16 protein-coding genes are annotated in these 20353 nt (G+C 63.4%); 1 reads left to right on the top strand and 15 read right to left on the bottom strand.

Going from position 1 to position 20353, the window contains the following annotated elements:
- Window positions 1-6: 6 nt before the first annotated feature.
- A complete protein-coding gene (locus X730_RS1000000168275) occupies window positions 7-162 on the bottom strand; it encodes a hypothetical protein (RefSeq protein WP_023671409.1) in 156 nt (51 codons plus the stop codon).
- 618 nt (window positions 163-780) lie between these two features.
- Between X730_RS1000000168275 and X730_RS141225 the strand changes: the two genes are divergently transcribed.
- Window positions 781-1617 (top strand): hypothetical protein, encoded by an 837-nt coding sequence (locus X730_RS141225; RefSeq protein WP_023727083.1) that lies wholly within the window; start codon window positions 781-783, stop codon window positions 1615-1617.
- A 645-nt stretch (window positions 1618-2262) separates the two neighbouring features.
- Here the strand turns inward: X730_RS141225 and X730_RS1000000167715 are convergent.
- From X730_RS1000000167715 to X730_RS141285, 14 genes are all read right to left on the bottom strand, one after another.
- The gene (locus X730_RS1000000167715) at window positions 2263-2955 is read right to left on the bottom strand and encodes a hypothetical protein (RefSeq protein ID WP_155922509.1); all 693 of its coding nucleotides are present in this window, start codon (window positions 2953-2955) and stop codon (window positions 2263-2265) included.
- Window positions 2956-2987: 32 nt separating this feature from the next.
- On the bottom strand, window positions 2988-4166 hold the full coding sequence (locus X730_RS141230; protein ID WP_023689836.1) for a hypothetical protein: 1179 nt from the start codon (window positions 4164-4166) through the stop codon (window positions 2988-2990).
- 79 nt (window positions 4167-4245) lie between these two features.
- Window positions 4246-4968, bottom strand: coding sequence for a TfuA-like protein (locus X730_RS141235; RefSeq protein WP_023727078.1), 723 nt, complete (start codon window positions 4966-4968; stop codon window positions 4246-4248).
- Between the two features lie 5 nt (window positions 4969-4973).
- Entirely contained in the window at window positions 4974-6128 is a 1155-nt protein-coding gene (locus tag X730_RS0134445) for a YcaO-like family protein (protein WP_023727077.1), read from the bottom strand.
- Between the two features lie 23 nt (window positions 6129-6151).
- Complete coding sequence (locus tag X730_RS141240; RefSeq protein WP_023827206.1) at window positions 6152-9313, bottom strand: AAA family ATPase; 3162 nt, start codon at window positions 9311-9313, stop codon at window positions 6152-6154.
- A 302-nt stretch (window positions 9314-9615) separates the two neighbouring features.
- Window positions 9616-10599, bottom strand: coding sequence for a substrate-binding domain-containing protein (locus X730_RS141250; protein WP_031197244.1), 984 nt, complete (start codon window positions 10597-10599; stop codon window positions 9616-9618).
- A 119-nt stretch (window positions 10600-10718) separates the two neighbouring features.
- A complete protein-coding gene (locus X730_RS141255) occupies window positions 10719-11732 on the bottom strand; it encodes an ABC transporter permease (RefSeq protein ID WP_023689830.1) in 1014 nt (337 codons plus the stop codon).
- A 38-nt stretch (window positions 11733-11770) separates the two neighbouring features.
- A complete protein-coding gene (locus X730_RS141260; RefSeq protein ID WP_023827204.1) occupies window positions 11771-13288 on the bottom strand; it encodes a sugar ABC transporter ATP-binding protein in 1518 nt (505 codons plus the stop codon).
- Complete coding sequence (locus X730_RS141265) at window positions 13285-14298, bottom strand: LacI family DNA-binding transcriptional regulator (protein WP_023743918.1); 1014 nt, start codon at window positions 14296-14298, stop codon at window positions 13285-13287. Before X730_RS141265 ends, X730_RS141260 begins: the two co-directional genes overlap by 4 nt.
- Before the next feature lie 263 nt (window positions 14299-14561).
- Window positions 14562-15026 carry a GFA family protein gene (locus X730_RS141270; RefSeq protein ID WP_023715154.1) on the bottom strand — a complete coding sequence of 155 codons (465 nt, stop codon included), beginning with the start codon at window positions 15024-15026 and terminating at the stop codon, window positions 14562-14564.
- Window positions 15027-15057: 31 nt separating this feature from the next.
- Entirely contained in the window at window positions 15058-15594 is a 537-nt protein-coding gene (locus X730_RS141275) for an isochorismatase family protein (protein ID WP_023685909.1), read from the bottom strand.
- A 79-nt stretch (window positions 15595-15673) separates the two neighbouring features.
- Complete coding sequence (locus tag X730_RS141280) at window positions 15674-17680, bottom strand: amidase (protein WP_031197243.1); 2007 nt, start codon at window positions 17678-17680, stop codon at window positions 15674-15676.
- A 232-nt stretch (window positions 17681-17912) separates the two neighbouring features.
- On the bottom strand, window positions 17913-19295 hold the full coding sequence (locus X730_RS01000000164765; RefSeq protein ID WP_155922508.1) for a tetratricopeptide repeat protein: 1383 nt from the start codon (window positions 19293-19295) through the stop codon (window positions 17913-17915).
- A gap of 80 nt (window positions 19296-19375) precedes the next feature.
- The coding region (locus X730_RS141285; RefSeq protein WP_023827201.1) for a WD40 repeat domain-containing protein at window positions 19376-20353 on the bottom strand (978 nt) is incomplete at its 5' end.

Here is a 20353-nt window from a genome sequence, read left to right as displayed (position 1 = left end):
GCGGCCCTAGAACGGCAGCCTTATCTCATCGATCGACCTCGACTCCGTCCAGCCAATGTCCTTCTGGATCTCCGTCGGCAGCGCGTTCAGTGCGCGGACGGTCTTCCTGTGCTTGCTGGCGCGCGCCAGGGCAGCGCGAATTCTGCTGAGACTTTCAAACATCGGTTACCTCCATGCAGCAGCAGAGCGCTGCCTTAGGCCCGCTCTTGCGCCACCTCTGTAACCGATCGATTGCGCGGCAACGGTGAAGCGCTTCACAAACCGATGCCGGCCAGAAACATTTGTATACAAATTAGTTGCACTCCCGCGGTGGCGTGATCCGACCTATGGCAGGGCGATCGCATATGGCGCTCCCTCGGGTTCGGCGACCCACCTACCCTTCGTCGGCGCAAGGCGATCACATATGAGTTCTTACGAAGAGGACCCCCACCCTAACCCTCCCAAAAAGGGCGAGGGAACGCTGCCGCAAGCCACCCATTCTGGCGTGGAACCTAGGCGATTTGCGGCGATCAGCGCCTACCAAGTCTCCCTCCCCCTTGTGGGGAGGGATTAAGGGTGGGGGTATTCGCTGGCGCCGCCTTATGCGATTGCCCTGCCCTCCTCCGCGCCATCGCCGGCATCGGCGTCCGCCAGCCTCGCCTATGGACGAATCCCATCATGCGCAATAAGGATGGGGTCTGCCGTGGCGCTTTCGCGCCGGGGCAGGCGACGTTCGATCAATGACGCTGCGCCGGGCGCCTTTGACGCCCCGCAAAAGTGTCGATACCGGGGGATCTGGTCATGACCGACAACAAGCCGACCGTAGACGTTACCAAGGACTGGCAGGCAACGCAGGGCCAGAAGTCCGGGGCCACGCGGCTGCGCCTGTTCGCCGTGCTGTCGTGGGTCATCGCCATTGGCGGCGAGATCGCCGGGATCGTACTGCTCTACAAGCACAAGTTCGACCAGGGAAACCTGCCGCTGCTGATCGGCATCCTGGTCGGGATCGCGATATTCGCCATCGCCGGCAGCCTGCTCTGGAAGGCGGCCAACCGGAAGGACCCGGCCCGCGAATCCGACACGTTCCGGTTCTTTGTCCAGAACCAGCTCGGCGCGATCATCACCCTGATTGCCTTCCTGCCGCTGGTTCTCTTGATCCTCAACGACAAGAACATGGACCCGAAGAGCAAGAAGGTGGCCGGCGGTATCGGCGCCGTGCTGGCCGTGCTGGCGACGCTGATCGGGGTCAGCTACCAGCCGCCATCGGTCGAGCAGTACACGCAGGACATGAACACCTGCGCGGAACAGATCAAGGCGGGGCAGCCGACCACGGCCTGTTCGCCCGAGGTCGCCGCCCAGGCGCAGGCGATCGCCACCGACTCCACCACGGTGGCCGCGGCGACGAAGGACGCGGCGCACCCCAATGGCCAGGATGTCGTCTACTGGATCGCGCCGGAAAACGGCGCCGCCAAGTCCGACACCGAGCATGTCTTCCACCTCTGCGCGGCCGTCAGCCCGCTGAAGGACAAGACCGTCAACAGCGGCACCGTGACGGAAGCCTACGCCCAGAACGCCATCCGCATCACCAAGCAGATCGAGATGGAACAGAAGCAGTGCGGGTTCACGACCACGCCGTGAATGAGGCTGCGGGCTGGCGTGGCCGATTGGGTGCGCCAAACTGGTGGTCCACATCATAGTTGTCCGTCAGTGGCGTGCGGTCCCTCGTGGCGCGAAGGCTTACATGGCGGGACTAGACGCAACGTAAGCGGCTGGGGCACGCCAAATCCCTGGCAGGGGCACGACGAAAATTGAATGTCGCATTTGGGCCGCTTCCTGCCTGTCCGGTTTCGGGTGGTAGCATTCGGAAAGCGGACACACTCGTTGACTGGCGCGACAGCTAAATCCCGTTTGCCGGACACGGCGAGGATGCCGAGGGCCTCTCGGATATCGATGTGATGAAGCCTTTCGCGTTCGTGTCGACAGGATTCAATGGATCTCGGCCGGCGGTGACAACCAGGGCGCACAACATGGCCATCGTGCGGAACTCCCGTCGCCAGTTATGTCGCCGAGCCGATGCGCCCCACGCCCGCCCTCTAGACCGAGGACAGCCCCGAGACCAAGACACGGAAGGCCGTACCCAACCCGCGGAATGAGAGTCTGATCAACCGTCGTCTCTGAGCTCCACCCCCCAGCCCTGTGCAGCTTCAGCCGATCCGACTGCATGGCAAACCTGCCAAGCAGGCGAGCCTTCTTGCCTTCAACCTTGACAGGGAACATGAGAGACTAGTCGCTCAGCTTTCCGCCACGGTGTCCCATCGTCATCTTGGATGCGTACATCGTCGGTGAACGCTTGCCTGGAAGGTTCGCCTCGAGGACGATCTGTTCGACAAAGCCCTGGTTCATCTCCAACTCCACGCATTCGTTGAGCTTATCGACGAGCCAAACCGCGTAGCCTTCAGGTTCCTTGGCGTCAAATTCCGAATCGTCCGCCGGAATCTTGGGTTCCGGAAACGCCGGGATGATCATTATCTTGGGCTTTGGCAAATCGTAGGTATGTCCCTCATAGGCATAACCGACAATTATCCCGCACGATGTTTTCTGTTCTGGAGATGATCCGAGCATGAAGGTACTGCCTACCGTTGAAAGGACCGCAGCGCCAAAATTCTTCAGGTCGATCTTGAAATGGTAGGAGACTCTGATTGGTATTTTTGGAAATGGGATATTTCCATTTATTATATCTTGGCGGCCTTTGTTGCTGTCATACTTCTTCAATACTTCAAGTGCGTTGACATGTTGCTCGTCGGTGATAGGTTCCCCAGGCGCGGTTTCGACATACATGCCGGTGTCACCAAAGGGTGCTGGCGCACCGGGCACGCTGAGTCCAATTTCCGCCCCCAAGCCATAGAGCCTAACCTGTGTTGCGTTGTAAGCGCCTGACGGAAAGGTTAGTGTCGGTCGGTGATAGTCGTCGCTCATTTTCCTCGCTCCTTTTTGCTGCATCCTTCAGTTCACAAGATCTCCCGCCAGCTGAAGTTCTCATCGAATTTTTCCGCGAGCATCGGCGCGACGCGATCGCTGGAGTCCACCACCAACGCCGCGGCCTTTTCGAACGACAGGTCGTCCGCATCGAGGCGTGGCCATGCCTGAGCAAGTGCGAGAGCCACCTCGTCCCTTGCTCTGATCAGCATGCTCTTGAACATGAAGGGCCGAGCGCGGAAGGCGCGGGACGTGAAATCCGAAATGCGCTGCATGTCGGATTGGTCGACATCCTTAATATCGATCCCCAGCAGCCGCTCGTCGGCCAACCCCTCGTGCACCAGTGCCGCGTGGTAGACGTGGACGATCGTGTCGAACACAGCCCCCGTGAATGGCCGTGACCTGTCATGGATTTCCGCCGTCACCTCCGACATGCGGCGTGCGTTGCTGGCGAGGCGGATCTGCCGATCGCCAGTCAGCTCGGCAATCCGGTTCAACTCATTGAGAACAAGCAGGTTGCCATTGCAGTGCCGCAGCAGCCGGTCCATGCCGCTGTCGAAATTCAGGAAGGACAAGAGCGAGACCAGATCCGAGCTGGCTTCGTGGAACGGTCCGAAATCGCCTTGAGTCAGGCCGCCAGTTGGTGTCCCGAACAGCGAAAACAAGATTGCGTGGCCGACCTCATGTGCGATCACATCGAAGTTGAGCGCATAGGGATAGTTGCCTCCGTCGATGCCGCGCTCTCGGCCGAGTTCCAGATAGCCATAGCCCGATTGCGCATTCTCCCAGTCGACGAAGGGGATGATTTCGAGCCGCTCGAACGTCTCGGCGAAATACCAGACAATCGGTTTGCCGAGGTAGCTTTCCCAGATGTCCAGCACGCGGCTGACCGAGGCGAAAGCGTGCGCAGAAAGGAACTGCCGCGAGGTCAAGGAAAGCTGATCGAAATGGCCGTCAAAGCCAGCCTGTGCAGGTGGAAAGGTTTCGCCGACAAACGGTGGCAGATAAGGGTAGTCATAAGGCTCCTTGTCGAGGAGCGGATCGCGAACGTAGATGCGGTGATCTTCCGGGCCGGAGCGGATCAGATCGGGTGGAGTAGAAATCCATACTGTTTCGGGTGTTCCGTAACCCGAAAGGTGAGGGACCTGCGGGTAGACCAGGAACCGCGTACCCAGCACACCTTGCGCAACGGCACGATCGACCGCGTCCAATTGCTTGGCCCCCTCTGACGATGCCACGCTATCACGGTGCTTACGTTACGTAAATCGTCGGCCGCCAAGAGGTCAGGGCCTATAGCGCCAGCCCCGCATCATCCATATCCTTGGAGAAGGCCGTGGTTAGCTGTAATTCCGGCACGGGGTATGCTTTTTCAAATGCTTGCTCTCGCAAAAGTTCGAGTGCCCGCAGGGCATCTTGCTTTTTTTGCTGGACGAAAGCGGCGCCGAGCTCCCTGCACAAGTTCTCGACGTCGTCCTTGCCGTCGTGCGCATCCCGGACCATCCGTGCCAGGGTGCGATCGCGAAAATTGACGGCCTGTGCCACACCCTCGAGCCTCGCCTGCTGTTCGGGTGAAATCACGCCGCGCCGGCAAGCAGCACGAAGGGTCCGGCGCAGGTCAATCAGCGCATGCGTCAATTGAGCGAAATTCACCTCGGCCGGTCCATGCAATACCGCTACTGCGTCGTCGGGTGCAAAGGCGCAGCGGCGATACCATCGGTAGATAAGCCCGACGCCTTGCATATGGGGGAACAGCTCGGCTGCTCGAAGGGCACCCATGCTGGCCGCGCCGACGACATGAATGCCGCGGCTGAGGGCCCACAGGATTTCCTTGTGCCGAACCGCCGGCTCGGTCTGAAAACCGCCATCTATGAGAAGGATCGCACTCGGGTCGAAATGCTGCACGGCCGAAACGATCGAGCCTTGCACGGCCGGGGGAAGGCATACCGCATCGACGACCTTCAACGCGTCGGAATGGGACACGGTAGGGCCAGTGAAGACGAGTTTCGGGCGCATAATCCCTACCCCTGCAAGAGCGGCTGCAAGGCAGGGATGACAATCCTGACAACCGACAGGGCGTCGAACGGTTTCGTTCCCACCCGGATTAGGTGAACCGCATCGAACCCTCTCTCTTCGAGAATTGCCAAGAGGACCGACAGCCCGTCCGACGCCGTGTTGAACTTCTGCTCGGCGAACGCGCCGAAATCCACGCTGCGCGGGCCGTCGCGGAGGAGCCGGCGATGCGCTGCAATCACCTGCCGATCGGGGTATTTCGGATAGGACGCGCGCGTCAGGTCATCGCGCGCGCCCGAGATCGCCGCCAGACGGGCCTGGGCCGCTTCGTAGATGGCGTGCACCGCCGCGCCGGCGGGACTGAAACCGGCAGCCGAGCCATCAGCCGGATGATCCAAAAGGACCGTTTCTGTCGGTTCGTCTTCCAGCAGATGGCACCACACCACCGGTATGCCCAACGGCGACAAAGCTTGCCAAAGGCCAACCAGCACGTTCTTGGCCGCCAAAGTTTTCAGGAGATCGCGGAGCGACGGATCATCGATCGTCTCGGGATCGATGCGTTGACGGTGGAAAAACCCGTGGGTCCGGTATGCCGTGGCGATCGCGTCGCGTTCGATGCATTCAAGCATGCCATGAACGATGGCATCCGGCTCCGCGAAGCCTGCTGCCAAACCGCTCGTCGATGCCGCGAAAATGCCGTCATGGGGCAGCGACGGCAACACATAGGCGGTGTGCACGAGCTCGAACGGGACCAGGTCGCGGCTGCCGGTAAGAAGATTGTCTGCGGCTACCCACGCGGTCTCCCTGCCGCGCCATCCCGGCGCGGTGCCCCCTTGGAGATACCTTTCGAAACGATCTGGCGGGATGCCCAATTGATCGGCGCAGCCGACGACTGGTTCGAAATTCGCCACCTGCTCTGCAAAGAAGCTCTCGGCCGATTCCAGCATGGCCGATATCCCGGCTTGCACCAGGGTGGCGCCCTTGCCTTGCGCGACCGCGTTGGAGAGCGAGAAAGGTCTTGTCACCTGCACGACCGGGATACCAAGCTGGTCGAGCCCGGTGATGTCGGCGATCCGCGTGATGCCCAGGCCTTCGCGCATCTTCATCAGCCTCGCCAGCGCCTCGTCGGGCGGCGGACCAAGGCGTTGATATCGCTCCAGCATCGCGGATGCTCTTGCAGGGCCCGCTAGTGCCGAACGGCCGATTCGGGATTGACGATCAGCGCGGCGCCCGGCTCGAGAGCGGATTTCGCACGTTCGACCCGATCGCGATAGCGCGACGACAGTTCAGGCGACAGGCCTGATGATTGAAGGGTCTCGTATGTACTGACGAGGAAAGGCACGGCACTTTGCTCCGCGGCTATGGCGATGCTCTTTTCGAGGGCAGCGATTACGTCCGCCTCCGCATCGCCCTGGAGAAGAAGTAGCTCCGCCCTTCGCCTGTAGAGCTCTGCCAGCCAGAAGCGGCTGCCGCCGGCCTCGGCCTGCGCCACAGCCGAGCCCAGCAACGCGAGCGCCTCATCGACCTCGGCAGTTCGTGTCAAAAGCTCTGCCAGCATGCCGCAATAGACCGGTTCGTCCTCAGGCGTCTGGAACTCGCCATGGAGGCCAAGGCCTTGCCGCATTTTCTCCCTGCCGCTCTCGACCTGGCCGGCGTTGCCGTCGCACCAGCCTTCGAAGATTTGCGCTGCGGCGGCGAGAGCGGGCATATAATGGCGCTCCGTCAAGTGGCGCAGATCCGCTATCACGCTTCGTAACCTCGAAAAATCTCGGCGATAGCAATGCAGCATCGCCTCGTTGAGATAGGCATGTGCGATGCTGCCGGCATGTCCGGTTTGCTGCGCCCAGCTCCTAGCTTCCGACATCGAATGGATCGCGCTTGCCGGCTTTCCGACAAACCAAAGCGACAAGGCGCGGTGGGCGAGCCCGCAGACCCTCGCGTCATGCCCGCCGAACAACGCAGCATTGGCTTTGCCCTGGCCGTGCTCATAGAGCGAAAGTCCTGCGTCGACTGCCGCGATGCAGCGGTCGTGGCGGCCAAGATTGAAGTCGATTGCCCACACGCAATGCCTGGCCTGGAGTTGCACTTCGGCATCCTCGACATCCCTGAGATCGCTGAGCACCACTTCCGCGCGCTCGCCGTCCATGACGGTATCCGTGAACCACCAGCCCCAGTAGATCGGGAACCACTTGGCCCGCTCGGCCACCGGCCGCCGCCGGGCTATCACCACGCCGTCCTCGTACAATTTGCGGGCGGGCCCCGAGTTCGGACCTTCGACAGCGGTCAGGATGGGACCGAGCACGATCATGGCCGATAGCCGCAGCGCGTCTCGCCTGTCGGCTGCCGCAACGTGCTCGCAGAGCGCCAATGCATGCTCGAGTATCTGCCTCGCTTCCGCCATTGCCGAGCGCGACGAGCTTTCCGTGCCTGCGATCACGAACTGAGCGATCGCGTCCTCCATAAGGCCTGCGCGCTCGGCGTGCTCGGCGACCTCGGCGGTGCTCAGCCACCCGGCCAGGTTTCGGTTGCGGCTCACCGCGGCAAACAGGTGGCGATGCAAGGCCTGCCGTTTCTTGCGCAGCGTTGCGTTGTAGATCGTCTCCTGGATAAGCGCATGGCGCACGCCATAGACCGGAACGCCAAAAGGCCGCACGCGGATCAGGAACCCGGCCTCGCTCAGTGAATCCAGCGCGTTTGCGATGAGTTCGTCGTCGAGCTCCGGCAACAACGCGCGCAACAATTCCTGATTGAAACGATTGCCCGCGACGGCCGCGGCGCGCGCGACTTCGCGTGCCGGCCCTAGCGTTTCGAGCCTGGCCTCGATCACGCTTTCAAACACCGAGGCATGACTACGCGTCGCGGTCTGCGCCAGCCGATCCGTTGCCGAGGCCGCGTTCTCGGCCATCCACTGGCAGATTTCTTCGATGAACAGCGGGACGCCTCCGGTCACGCGTTCCACCACGTCGAGCAATTCCGGGGAAGTTGAAGGCTTGCCTTGCGGCCACATGGCCGCGATCGCCAGCCGCGTTTGCTCGCGGTTGAGCGGCTTTAGCGAGATATGCCTTGGATTCGATGCTGCCAGCCAGCTCCCGGATTCAGGGCGCGTGGTCACGATGACAAGCGCCCGGAAGTGACGGGCCGACTGTGCAAGCTCAGCCAACAATTGTCTAGACGTCAGGTCGATCCAATGGATGTCCTCGACCACCAGGACGATCGGTCCGCTGGCGCACAGGGCTTCGAGCGAGTGGCGAACCGCCCAATTGGCTTTCGCGCGCATCGCCTCGGCGTCGATTTCCTTAAGCATCGGATCGGCTCCCGCAGCGCCGAGCAGGAACGAGAAGACGTCTATGATTTCAGGATCGCGGACGTCATGATCGCGGAATACTTCTGCCACAGCGGCAGCGCTCAGCTGTCCTTCGTTGCCGGCGAAATCGCCGCGTACGTTCTGTAGCAGCGGATGCAGCGCCGAGCGCAAGCCGCCGGGCGTGCACTGGAAGAGCAGCAGTTTCGCGCGCTGGTGACGCGTGCGCCGGCGCACTTCGTGAAGAATGCGCGACTTGCCGATCCCGGCCTCGCCCTCGATCACCACCACGCCGCCGTTTCCTGCAACGGCGCTGTCCCATGCTTCGGCGATCGTGGCAAGTTCGGCCTCGCGATCGACGAGCGGACTGCTCAGCCGCCCGAAGGCGAAGAAGCGGTCGACCTCGCGCTTGTGACTCAGCGCGCGCCAGACCAGCTCCGGCTCGGCAAAACCCTTGATCGTATGGCTGCCCCTAAAGCTGAACACATGCGACCGTCGCGCCAGGTTGCGTGTCGCCTCCGAGACTAACACCGTATCCGGCTGCGCGATGGCCTGGAGCCGCGTGGCCATCGCGAAGGCAGGGCCGGTGACATTGTCACGACCCGTCTCGGCGTCACCCTTCTGGATCAGGGTCATCGATGTCGCGATTCCGACCCGGACATGCAAATCGGCGCGGCCTTGGTTCGAACCGACGCGCCTGCAGGCGTCGATGATTTCGAGCCCGGCCCGGATCGCCAGCGATGCCGCATCCTTGGCGTCTATTTCGGCAGGAAACAAAGCAACGCCGCCATCGCCGACCTCGACCTCTACGGCACCCGAGCACGACGCGACCGCCTGTCTCGCCGCCCGCTGGAAGGCTGATATCAGTTCCTCGAACTCTTCAATGTCCAGGATGCCAAGAAGGTCAGTCGATCCGACCAGGTCGTAGCAGAGCGCGGTCAGGATCCGGCGCTCATGCCGGGCTTCCGACGCATTGTTACCGTTGCCGCCCAGAAAACCTGATGCCACCGACGCCGCCGGCAACGCGACCGGACTCTTCTCCGACATGCTGGGATTTCCTCGCCGAGCACAGTGACGGCAATATTAGCAAAGTGCGATGCTGTTCACAAAACACTTGATCAGTAGGGAGGGCAGGAAAAAGCCGATGCTGGGATCATTATGGAGAGAAATGCTCACGGCGCAAACTCCCCATGGCGTTGACACCAACTGTGACCGCTTTTGGCGGGCGGCCGGGATGACTTCGATGACCGAGATGAGGCGCGAAGCGGCCGTTCCCATACGTTGCCGCAATGCAACAAGGCCCCTCGGGGCCTTGCGCATCACCTCAATAGACGCGCTCTGCCCGCCCCTCACTTCCCCATCAGCTGCTTGGCATTCTCGGCCGTGATCGCGGTGGTCTCCACCGTCACCGTCTTGTCCACCTCGGTCGCGCAATCGAGCAGGATCTTTTTCGACATCTCGATCGCTTCCTTGGCGCCCGTCGGGTAGGTGAAGGTTGCGACCCAGTCGCCCTTGGCCACCGCCTCGATGCCGCCAGCCGGGCCCGGCAGGCCGTCTGTGCCGATGATCTTGACGTCCTTGCCCGCCCCCTTGGCGGCGAGCAGCGCGCCGGCGGCCATCATGTCGTTGGAGGCGTAGAGCACCTTGATGTCGGGGTGCGCCTGCAGCATGGCGGCGAAGGCGACTTGCGCCTTGTCCGGCACCCAGTCGGCGGCCTGCTCGGCGACGATCTGGACCTTCGGGTTGCCTTTCACGCCTTCCTTGAAGCCGTTGAGGCGCTCCACCGCCGGCGTCGAGCTCGGCAGGCCTTGCAGCACCGCCGCCTCGCCGCCATCGGGCAGCAGCGTCTTGGCGGTGTACTTTCCGGCTTCCTCGGCGATCTTGAAATTGTCGCCGCCGATGAAGGCGGTGTAGTCCTTGCCGGGGTCGCCGACCGTCTTGCGGTCAAGCTCGATGACCGGGATGCCGGCATCCATGGCGCGCTTCACCGCCGGCGTCAGCGGCGCTGCCTCGAAGGGCGAGATCAGCAGGACGTCGACCTTCTGGGTGATGAAATTGTCGACCTGCGAGGTCTGCGTGTTGACGTTGCCGGCGCCGTCGGCGATCTGCAGCGTGAAGCCAGGCACTTCCTTGGCCGCCGCCTCCAGCTCGTCATTGACGTGCTGGCGGTAGGGCTCGGCATTGTTGGCCTGCGAAAAGCCGATGACGAACTGGCCGTCCTTGGCGCAGGCTTTCACCAGCGGCTCGGCGGCGTAAGCGGAGCCTGCAATGCACAGGCCGGCGCCTGCCAGCAGCACGGCCTTGAGGGTCGATCCTCTTAGTGTCGTTTTCATAACTCACTCTCCTCCTCGTCCGGCCGGGGGCCAGACCTTGGTTTGACGTTCACGTGTTGCCGTCTCCTCCTTGTTTGTTTGTGCATGTCGTCATCGCAAAACCTTTTGCGCGACATGCACTAACGACCCAACCCCTCGCGGCGGCGAACGAGGGATTGAAGCACTGCCGCCAGGACGATGATCGCGGCGGTCGCGAGCAGCTGCATGGCGGGCGTGATATTGTTGAGCTGCAGGATGTTGGCTAGCGCGCCCAGCATGATGGTTCCGGCGACGGTGCCGACCATCGAGCCGGCGCCGCCAAACAGGCTGGTGCCGCCGATGACCACGGCGGCGATGGCCGTCAGCTCATAGCCCATGCCGTCATTGGCGCTGCCGAAATTGAACTGGCCGGCATGGACGATGCCGGCAAGGGCGGCGGCAAAGCCGGTGATGGCGTAGACCGAGATTTTCACCATCGACACCGGCACGCCGGATATGCGCGCGGCGCGCTCATTGCCGCCGACGGCAAAGACATAGCGGCCGAAGCGCGTGGTGTTGAGGACGATGGTGGCGATCGCGGCAAAGACGACGAACACAAGCGTCGCCACGGGCACGGTGTTGTTGAACAGCCGCTCGCCCAGCACGGCGAACACCGGCGGCGCCAGGCCCGGCCCTTCGCCATAGGAAATGTTGATGTACTGGTTGCCGGAGACGACCAGCGCCAGCCCGCGCGCGGCCTGCAGGCCGGCCAGCGTGACGATGAAGGGTTCCAGCCTGAAACGCGTCGAGATGGTGCCCTGTATGGCGCCGAAGACGATGCCCAAAGCGAGCACGGCGAGGATGGTGGGGATCAGGCCGAAGCCGCCGGAGATCATCATCGATGCGGTGACGACGCTGGACAGGCCAAGCACCGCGCCGACGGAGAGGTCGATGCCGGCGGTGATGATGACGAAGGTCATGCCGATGGCGATGATGCCGGTCTCCGACACCGCGCGCACGATGTTGGCGATGTTGTCGGGGTTGAGGAACAGGATCTCGCCGTGGCGGCGCGGCGAGAAGATGATGCCGCCGATCGCCACCAGCACCAGGCCGATCAGGCTCTGAAAGCGCACGATGAGCGCCAGCGGGTCGCGATGCTTTTGAGGCGCCGCCATCACCGGGCTAGCTGCCACTGGATTGTTGTCCTGAGACATCAGGCCTCCCTGCCGTTAGCCGCGGCCAGCACCGTGTGCTCGTCGACGCCGCCCAAAAATTCCGCCACATTGCGCCCCTGGCGCAGCACCACGATGCGGTCGCACAGACCGATCAGCTCCGGCATCTCGCTGGACGCCACCAGAATGCCCAGCCCCTGCGCGGCGAGTGCCCTGAGCCGCTGGTAGATCTCGCCCTTGGCGCCGACATCGACGCCGCGTGTCGGCTCGTCAAGCAGCAACAGGCGCGGGTTGCCGAGGATCTCCTTGGCCAGCACCACCTTCTGCTGGTTGCCGCCCGACAGCGCGCCGACGGCGATATCGGGGTTCTTCGGGCGGATATCGAACTGACCGAACGATTCCTTCACCGCCTCGGCCTGGCGGCGCGGCGAGACCAGCCAGTTCGGCGAGATCCTGGATATGACCGACATCACCAGGTTGAGGCCGACGGCCATGCGCAGCATCAGGCCCGACCCCCTGCGGTCGTCGGTGACGAAGGCGATGCCGGCGTGGCGGGCAGCGCTGATCGAATCCAGTTTTGCCGGCTTGCCCGATATGGCGACCTCGCCCTCCCAGCGGCCCGACAGGCCGGTGCCGTAGAGCGCGGACAAGAGTTCGGTGCGCCCTGCCCCCATGATGCCGGCAAGACCGACGATCTCGCCTTCATGGACATCGAGCGAAACGCCTTGCGGCGCCTGCCAGCCGGCGCTGTCGCGGGCGAGTTTGAAGCTGGCGTTCCTCAGGCTGAGCAGCGGCTTGCCCGCCGCTTTGGCGCGCTGAGGATAGAGCTCGTCCAGGGGACGTCCGACCAGCAGCCTGACTAGCTCGGCCTGCGGCGCGTGCGGCTCGGTGATGCCGGCGACACGGCCGTCGCGCATTACCGTCACCCGGTCGGCAATGCCGGGCACTTCCTCCAGCCGGTGCGAGATGTAGACGATGCCGACGCCGGTGGCGGCGAGCTTGCGCATGATATCGAACAGCCGCTCGACTTCGCCGACGGTGAGTGCGGCCGTCGGCTCGTCCATGATCAGCACGCGGGAGGCGTAAGACAGCGCCTTTACGATCGCCACCACCTGGCGCTGGCCGATCGACAGATCCGCGACCATGGCAGCCGGATCGATGGCGATCTCGATGGCTTCCAGCCGCTTCTTGGCCTCGCGGCGCATTGCCGGCACGTCGAGGAAGCCGCCCGGACGCATCAGTTCGCGGCCGAGGAACAGATTGGCGGCGACATCCAGCGACGGCACCAGGTCGAGCTCCTGGAAGATGGTGGCGATGCCGGCCGCTTGCGCCTCACGCGGGTTGTTGAAACGCACGGGTTTGCCGTCGATCTCGATCGTGCCTTCGTCCGGCGTGTAGACGCCCGACAACAGGTTCATCAGCGTCGACTTGCCGGCGCCGTTCTCGCCGAGCAGCGCGTGGATCTCGCCCGCCTTGAGGTCGAAGTCGACACCGCGCAGCGCCTGCACGCCGCCGAAGCGTTTGACGGCGCCGGTCATCACCAGCAGCGGCGCGGTCATGTTAGCCTCGTGTGGGTCGGCCTCCCGCAGGAGGCGCGCGCCCGCAGCGTCGCCTGCAGCCGCACCGAACGCGGCGCGGAACCGGTCGCCGCGATGCGGGCGCTGAGCAGGGCCGCGGCCTGCCTGCCTATCTCGGTGCAGGGCTGCGCGACCAGCGTCAGGCGCGGTTCGAAACAATCGGCCCATTCGAAATCGTCGAAGCCGGCCAGCGACAGATCGCCCGGAATGGTGAGGCCTTTTTCGCGGATGGCGCGGACGGCTCCGATCGTCGTCATGTTGTTGCCGGTGACCAGTGCGGTTGGTGGCGACGGCAGCGACAGGATGGCGTGGGTGGATGCGGTCGCCGCCGCCGTGTCGACATTCTCGGCCGAGAGATAGTGCGGCACGCTTTCAAGTCCATTGGCGGCGAGCGAAGCCTGGAACGCCTCGATGCGCTCGCGCGTCGTCGTCAGGCCGGGCTGTCCGGCGATATAGCCGATGCGCTTGTGGCCGAAGGAGGCGACATGGTCGATCAGCGCGCGCATCGACGTTTCGTTCTCGACGCCGATCTGATCGAAGCGCTCGTCGGCGAAACGGTCGATCAGAACGCATGGCATCTTCTTGTCGGCGAGATAGTCGATGGCCCGCTGCGGCGAGCCCGACGGCGCCAGGATGACGCCGTCGACGCGGCGCTGATGAAAAGCGCGCACCACCTGCAGTTCGCGGTCGGGATCTTCCTGGGTGTCCGACAGGAAGACCATCAGCCCGAGCCGCGCGCATTCGGCCTCGACCGCGCAGATGATGTCGGTGAAATAAGGGTTGGAGATCGCCGAGATCGCCAGGCCGACGCTGTTGGTGGTCGAGGCCTTCAGTGAGCGCGCCAGCTCGTTGGGCTGGTAGCCCATGGCGGCAATGGCGTCGTTGATCAGCCTCGCCTTTTCCAGCGAAACGAAGCGCGTGTTGTTGACGACATGCGAGACGGTCGACACCGACACACCGGCGCGCCGCGCCACTTCAGCCATTGTCGGCAAGACAAATAAGCGCCTGCAAGCGCTCCTCCCTATGCGTTTCCCGTCCGCTCTGATGGCGGATTTTGAGGGAGTTTAGGGCCATCGAAACGTTTGCGCAATCGATTCGATGCAAATTTTTAGCGGGGCTTATCTCCCCCCTCGAGGGGGAGATGTCGCCGAAGGCGACAGAGGGGGTCGCCGCGCGTGAAGCGCCAACCTTCCATCTGCAGCAAGGACGTCGAGCCCAGTCGCACCGACCCCCTCTGGCCTGCCGCCATCTCCCCTCAAGTGGGGAGACTCGCGGTTTCAGCAAACTCCGCCACCAGCCCCTCATATTCCTCAAAGGCCGGCAGCGCCTCATAACTGTGCACCGCAGGCGTCGTCGCCCAGGGCAGCTTCTCGCTGGTCCATGTCTCGATGAACGGCGTGAACCAGCCGGGCTCGTCGAGCATGGTCGGACGCAGATTGACGAACCAGTCGAGCCCTTCGGGGCGCGTGAACATCCAGCTCATGCAATGTGGGCAGAAGAAATGTTTCGAGGCGCCGTGCAGCCCGCCGATCACCGGCTCGCCTAGCGTGATCTCGAAGCCGTCGGAGCGAATGGCGGCGCTTAGCGAATAGGCGCTGGCCGACATGGTCTGGCAGCCGGTGCAATGACAAGCCATGGTCAAAAGCGGCTTTGCGGAAATCTTGAGCCGCACGCGTCCGCAGCGGCATCCGCCTTCGGCCGGCAATTTCAGGGTTGGCACGGCAGTCTCCCACTCTTCGAAGCGCGGTGCTTCAGTCGCCGGTCAGCGCCTTCGTCGTCACCAGCGTGACGCCGGCATCGGTGAAATCAGCATTGTACCGGGCGATGATCTCGGTCGCGGTTTCGCCTTCAGTGTCCAGCGTCGAGTGCGCATCGGAAACGACAGTGACGCCGAGGCCCTCGGCCAGGGCGCCCTTGACGGTGCCGGCGATGCAGAAATCGGTTTGCGCTCCGGCGAGCACGACTTCGCCGGCCCCCTGCCCGGCCACCCAGGCGCCAAGCTCGGCATTCGAGAATGCGTTGCGGACGGTCTTGGAGAATGTCGGCTCGTCCTTGGCCTGGCCGAGTTCCGGCCATACCGGCCAACCCGGCTCGCCCGGCGCCAGCGGATCGCCGGCCGGCCCGTCATGCCGCACGAACGCGATTTTTCGCCCGCTGCGCCGTGCCCAGTCGATCAATGAGCGGGTACGCTCGGCTATGCCCGGCGCATCATGGATCGGCGGCTCGACGCGCCCGTCGAACATGTTGGTCTGGAGATCGATGACGATGAGGGGAGCGAGGTTTGGCATGGCGAGAAGATAACGCGGGCGATGGGAGGGTCAAGACGGCGAAGCTGCTGATCTCCCCCTTGGGGAGATTACATGTACCTCACCCGATTCCACCCGCGACCACGTAAGCACCAGCCGTGCGTCCATCCTCCAGCCGTATGACGGCCGTAACGATCGAGCCGTAAGCGCCTCGCCACACACTGTGCATTCTTTCGTGCTCGCCGGCGGGCACCAGGATGCGACCGTGAAAGCTTGTGCCGCTGCGCCGCAGAGCGACCGGTTCGCCATTGACGTGAACCTTGACGCCAGCGGTCTCCGCATCGAGTTCAACCGTCACGGCGATCTCGGCCTGGTCTCCTCGCCGCGTCGTCTCGGCAACAAGCGTAAGCCTCGGCGCCGGCGCATCGCTGGCCCGCAATCCACCAGGCCGCCCCGCAAACACATCGTCCGGCAATTCCGGCGTGCGCGGCGGGCTGGTGCGGCGTTGGGTGGCGCGCTCGTAATCGCCGGCGAGCCGCAGCAACTCCGCATCAGCATAGGCCTTGCCCGCAAAGGTCAGCCCGACCGGCATGCCGATATCGGCCATCGTTCCCATAGGCACGGTGACGGTCGGAATGCCGAGATGACGCCACACCAGATTGCCGTTGGCAACCCAGGTGCCGTTGCGCCAGGCGATTGCTGCAGAGGTCTCGTTGACGTCGGCATCGGCCGGGCCGACATCGGCGACCGCCGGCAGCACGACGGCGTCGAGCCGGTTCGCGTCCAGCCAGTCCTCGAAGTCGATGCGCCGCGTCGCCTCCAATCCCTTCAGACCCTCCGCCAGCATTGGAATATCCAGCAATGGCGTCACGCCCTGTTTGGCGCGTGTGACATAGTCCGCCAGATCGAAACCGTCATCGCCATAGCGGTCCGGCAGCGCGCCCGGCGGCTGCGGGAAAATCTTTGGGCCGTCGACCGCAGCCAGGTCGGGGACCACCGGATCGGCATTTGCGCGCAGGAAATCGTCCCAGCCCCAGATGCAGAGATCCCAGATTTCGCGCTCTGCAAAGGCTTCCGGCACCAGCCCGCGTTCGACCATGGTTTTTGTGCCCGGACGGTCGCGCTCATAGTTCGAGACGACGGGGAAATCGACCTCGACCACCTCCGCGCCGAGCTTTTCCAGGTCACGCGCCGCCTGCCGCCAGAGGTCGAGCACCGGGGCGCGGGTCTCGATGGGTTTGGGCGCGCCGCCGTCGCGGCCGATATACATTTTCGGCACGCCGAGGCGTTTGCCTTTCAACGAGCCCTCCAAGGCGAGTGTAGTGTAGCTTGGCGGCCCGAGAGCAGCGCTTTTCGCGATCGAGACCCAGGGCTGCGCGCGCCAGAAATCGCCGCGCGTCTCGGTATCGTCGGCGACGATCACGTCGAGCAGTTCCAGCATGTCGGCGATGCCGCGCGTGTGCGGCACCACCACATCCATGGTCGGCACCAGCGGCCAGTTGCCCCTGACCGAAATGACGCCGCGCGACGGCGTGTAGGCGACAAGTGCATTGTTGGACGCCGGCGCGCGGCCGGAAGACCATGTCTCCTCGCCCAGCCCGAAGGCGGCGAAGCTGGCGGCGGTGGCCGTGCCCGAGCCGTTGGACGAGCCGGAAGCGAAGGCGGCGGTCAAATAGTCGGCATTGTAGGGGCTCTCGGCGCGGCCATAGACGCCACGCTGCATGCCGCCATTGGCCATAGGCGGCATGTTGGTCAGCCCGATCAGCACAGCACCACCGGCCCTCAGCCTGGCAATGGTGAAAGCGTCCTCGTTGGCGACGAGATGCTCGAAGGCGGGCGAGCCGGCGGCCACCGTCAGGCCCTTCACCTTATAGCTGTCCTTGGCGGTGTAGGGGATGCCGTCGAGCGGCCCGAGGGTGGCACCATTGCGCCGCCGCAGGTCGGACGCCGCCGCCTCCTCGAACATTGCCGGGTTAAGCACCGGCACGGCATTGAGCGCGATGCCATGGCGGTCGTAATGCGCGATGCGCCTGAGATAAGCGCCCACCAGCTCGACGCTGGTGACGGTGCCGGCCTCCAGCGCCCGGCGCAGGTCGGCGATCGAGGCTTCGACGATGTGGAGGGGCATGGGATTCTCGAGATGCAGCAGCAAATGAGTCTTCGCATCGTGCGATGCGAGTGTCACGCCTCAAACGGAAGGTGTGACGGCGACGCTGCTGATCTCCCCCAAGTGGGGAGATGGCCGGCAGGCATAAGTGGCCTCCGAAATTGACTGATGAAAGACAGTTTTGGTATCCGCTGCCGATGTCCATTGTATGACACGACCTCACCGACATCATCGGCGTTGCCTGACCCTGAGCTCACAGCGTCTTGCTGTCGAACTGGCCTTTTTCCTTCATCATTTCGAGGAAGGTCCTGGCCTCGGCGTTTCCGTGGCTTGCCGATGTGGAAAACCACTTGGCAGATTCCGGATAGTTCGGCTTGCCGCCGATCCCGGTGTAATAAAGCTTGCCAAGGTTGAGTTCTGCTTCGACATTTCCCGCCTTGGCTGCCTCCAGCAACCAGAATTCGGCGGATTTTTCATCCTTGGCTATCCCTCTGCCGCGGGCATAGGCAACAGCCAGGTACAGTTCAGACGAAACGTCCCCCTGCTTTGCGGCCTTGAGCCACCACGAAACGGCATCAGCGTCGCTCTGAGTCAGTCCGGCGCCCGTCCAATATGCAAGGCCGAGGTTCGCCTGCGCATAGGCGTCTCCCCGGCTCGCCGCCTTCAGCCACCAGGACGATGCTTCGGCATCACTTGTGGCAATGCCCTTGCCCGTAGCATAGGCAAAGGCCAGCGCAGACTGCGCCCGGACATTGTCCTGTTCCGCCGCCTTGACCAACCAGGCGAACGACTGGGCGTCGTCCTTGCCGATGCCTTTTCCCAATTCATACGCATTTGCTAATGAGTATTGCGCTTCCGGCACACCGGCGATCGCGGCTTTCATCCACCATTCGAAGGCCAGGCGGTCATCCTGACCGACGCCGTGACCAAGCGAATACAGCGTGCCCAACAAAGACTGGGCATTCGGCTCACCCATGTCGACCGCCTTTCGCACCCACATCACGGCGAGCTGATCGTCCTTCTCGACGCCTTCACCGAGATAATAGGATCGACCGATGCAGTAGGCAGCTTCGGTACTGCCGCCATCGGCTGCCTTGCGCCACCAGGAGAGAGCTTGCTCATAGCTTTGCGGAACACCTTGGCCCTGCGCGTACAGGGTGCCGATGGCATAGTAACCATTCGCGTTGCTCTTGTCGGCCGACTGTGTGGCAAATTTTAACGCCAGTTGGTCGTTTCTTTCGACACCTCGGCCATGGGAATAGGCCTGAGCGAGCAAGGATGCCGCATCTGAATTTCCTTGCTCGGCTGCTTTGCCCCACCAGTAGGTCGCCTGCCTGTCATTTTGGGCAATACCCTGGCCACGCCAGTACAATAATCCCAGATTGTACTGTGCGTCAGCATTTCCCATGTCGGCCAGCACGGAGATCTGATCGAATTGCTCGCGATAATCCTTTGCCAGGACAGCCGCTTGAATCTTCTTAATGGCTGACCACTGCACATAGTAATTTCGGCCAGGACCGAGCAGCACAAAAGCCGCCAGCAACACCAGAACGACGGTAAGGACCCCTCGGCGACGCGACTTGGGCGGGCTGTAGACAGGTGTATCCACTTTGGGCGCCCAGTCGTTGTTGCTCACCGTCCCCAATCCATTTGCAGCCACCAGTAATCCATCGCGCAAGCCAGGCTGTTCTGGAATATCCAAAGCATTTGATGTCGCTACTGCGGTGCGCCGGCGAACAGGATTTCGCCATCGCCGCCAGCCGCCGGCCAATCCCTGATGGTGCGATCGTCGCCGCCGGTGAGCAGCGTGCCGTCGGTGGCGAAGGCAACGGCGTAGATCGGGCCGGTGCGGCTGTCGAACATGGCGGTCTGGCCGCCGGTGCCGACATCCCACAGCCGCGCCGTGCCGTCGAGCGAGCCGGAGGCCAAGCGCTTGCCGTCGGCCGACAGCGCCAGCGTATAGACGGTGCCTTCGTGACCCTCGAAGCGGCGCAATTCCCTAAACGTGTCGAGGTCCCAGAGCTTGATCGTGTAGTCGCCGCTGCCGGTGACGACATGATGGCCGTCGGCGGTGAAGACAGCGCCGTAAGTGCCCTGCTCGTGGCCGTGCCAGCTTCGCAATTGCTTGCCGCTTTCGACGTCCCAGAATTTCAGCGTGCCGTCGATGGAGCCGCTCAGCGCGCGCGTGCCGTCGGGCGAGATTGCGACCGTGCTGATCGGCCAGTCATGTCCGGTCATCACATGCAGCACCGATTTGTTGACGAGATCCCAGACGATGACGTTGCCGGTGTCGTGGCCACTGACGGCGCGCTTGCCGTCCGGGCTGATCGCCAGCTTACGCACGCCGCCATTCGCGCCCGACGAGAAGACATGCAGCACCGCGCCGTCGGCAAGCTTTCGCAGCACGATCTCGCCATCGTCGCCGGCGGTTAGCGCGGTTGCGCCGTCGGGCATGAACAGCGCCGTGCGCGCCATGTCCTTGTGTTCACCAAGGTTGCGGATCAGCCGCTTGCCGGCGATGTCCCAGAGCTTGATCATATGGTCGGTGCTGGCGCTCATGATGTCGCGGCCATCGGCCGAGACGGCGAGCCAGACGACGGCGTCGCGATGGCCGTCGGGCTCGGTCGGCAGCGCCGGCGGAGGCGGCGGCAACGGCGCGACGGTTTGCGGTGGCGGTGTCGCCGGAGCCGGCGG

The sequence above is a fragment of the Mesorhizobium sp. L103C131B0 genome (genome assembly GCF_000502275.1).
GTDB lineage: Bacteria > Pseudomonadota > Alphaproteobacteria > Rhizobiales > Rhizobiaceae > Mesorhizobium.
The sequence above is the reverse complement of the archived record's forward strand: the minus strand, read 5'-3'. Positions and strand labels throughout refer to the sequence as shown.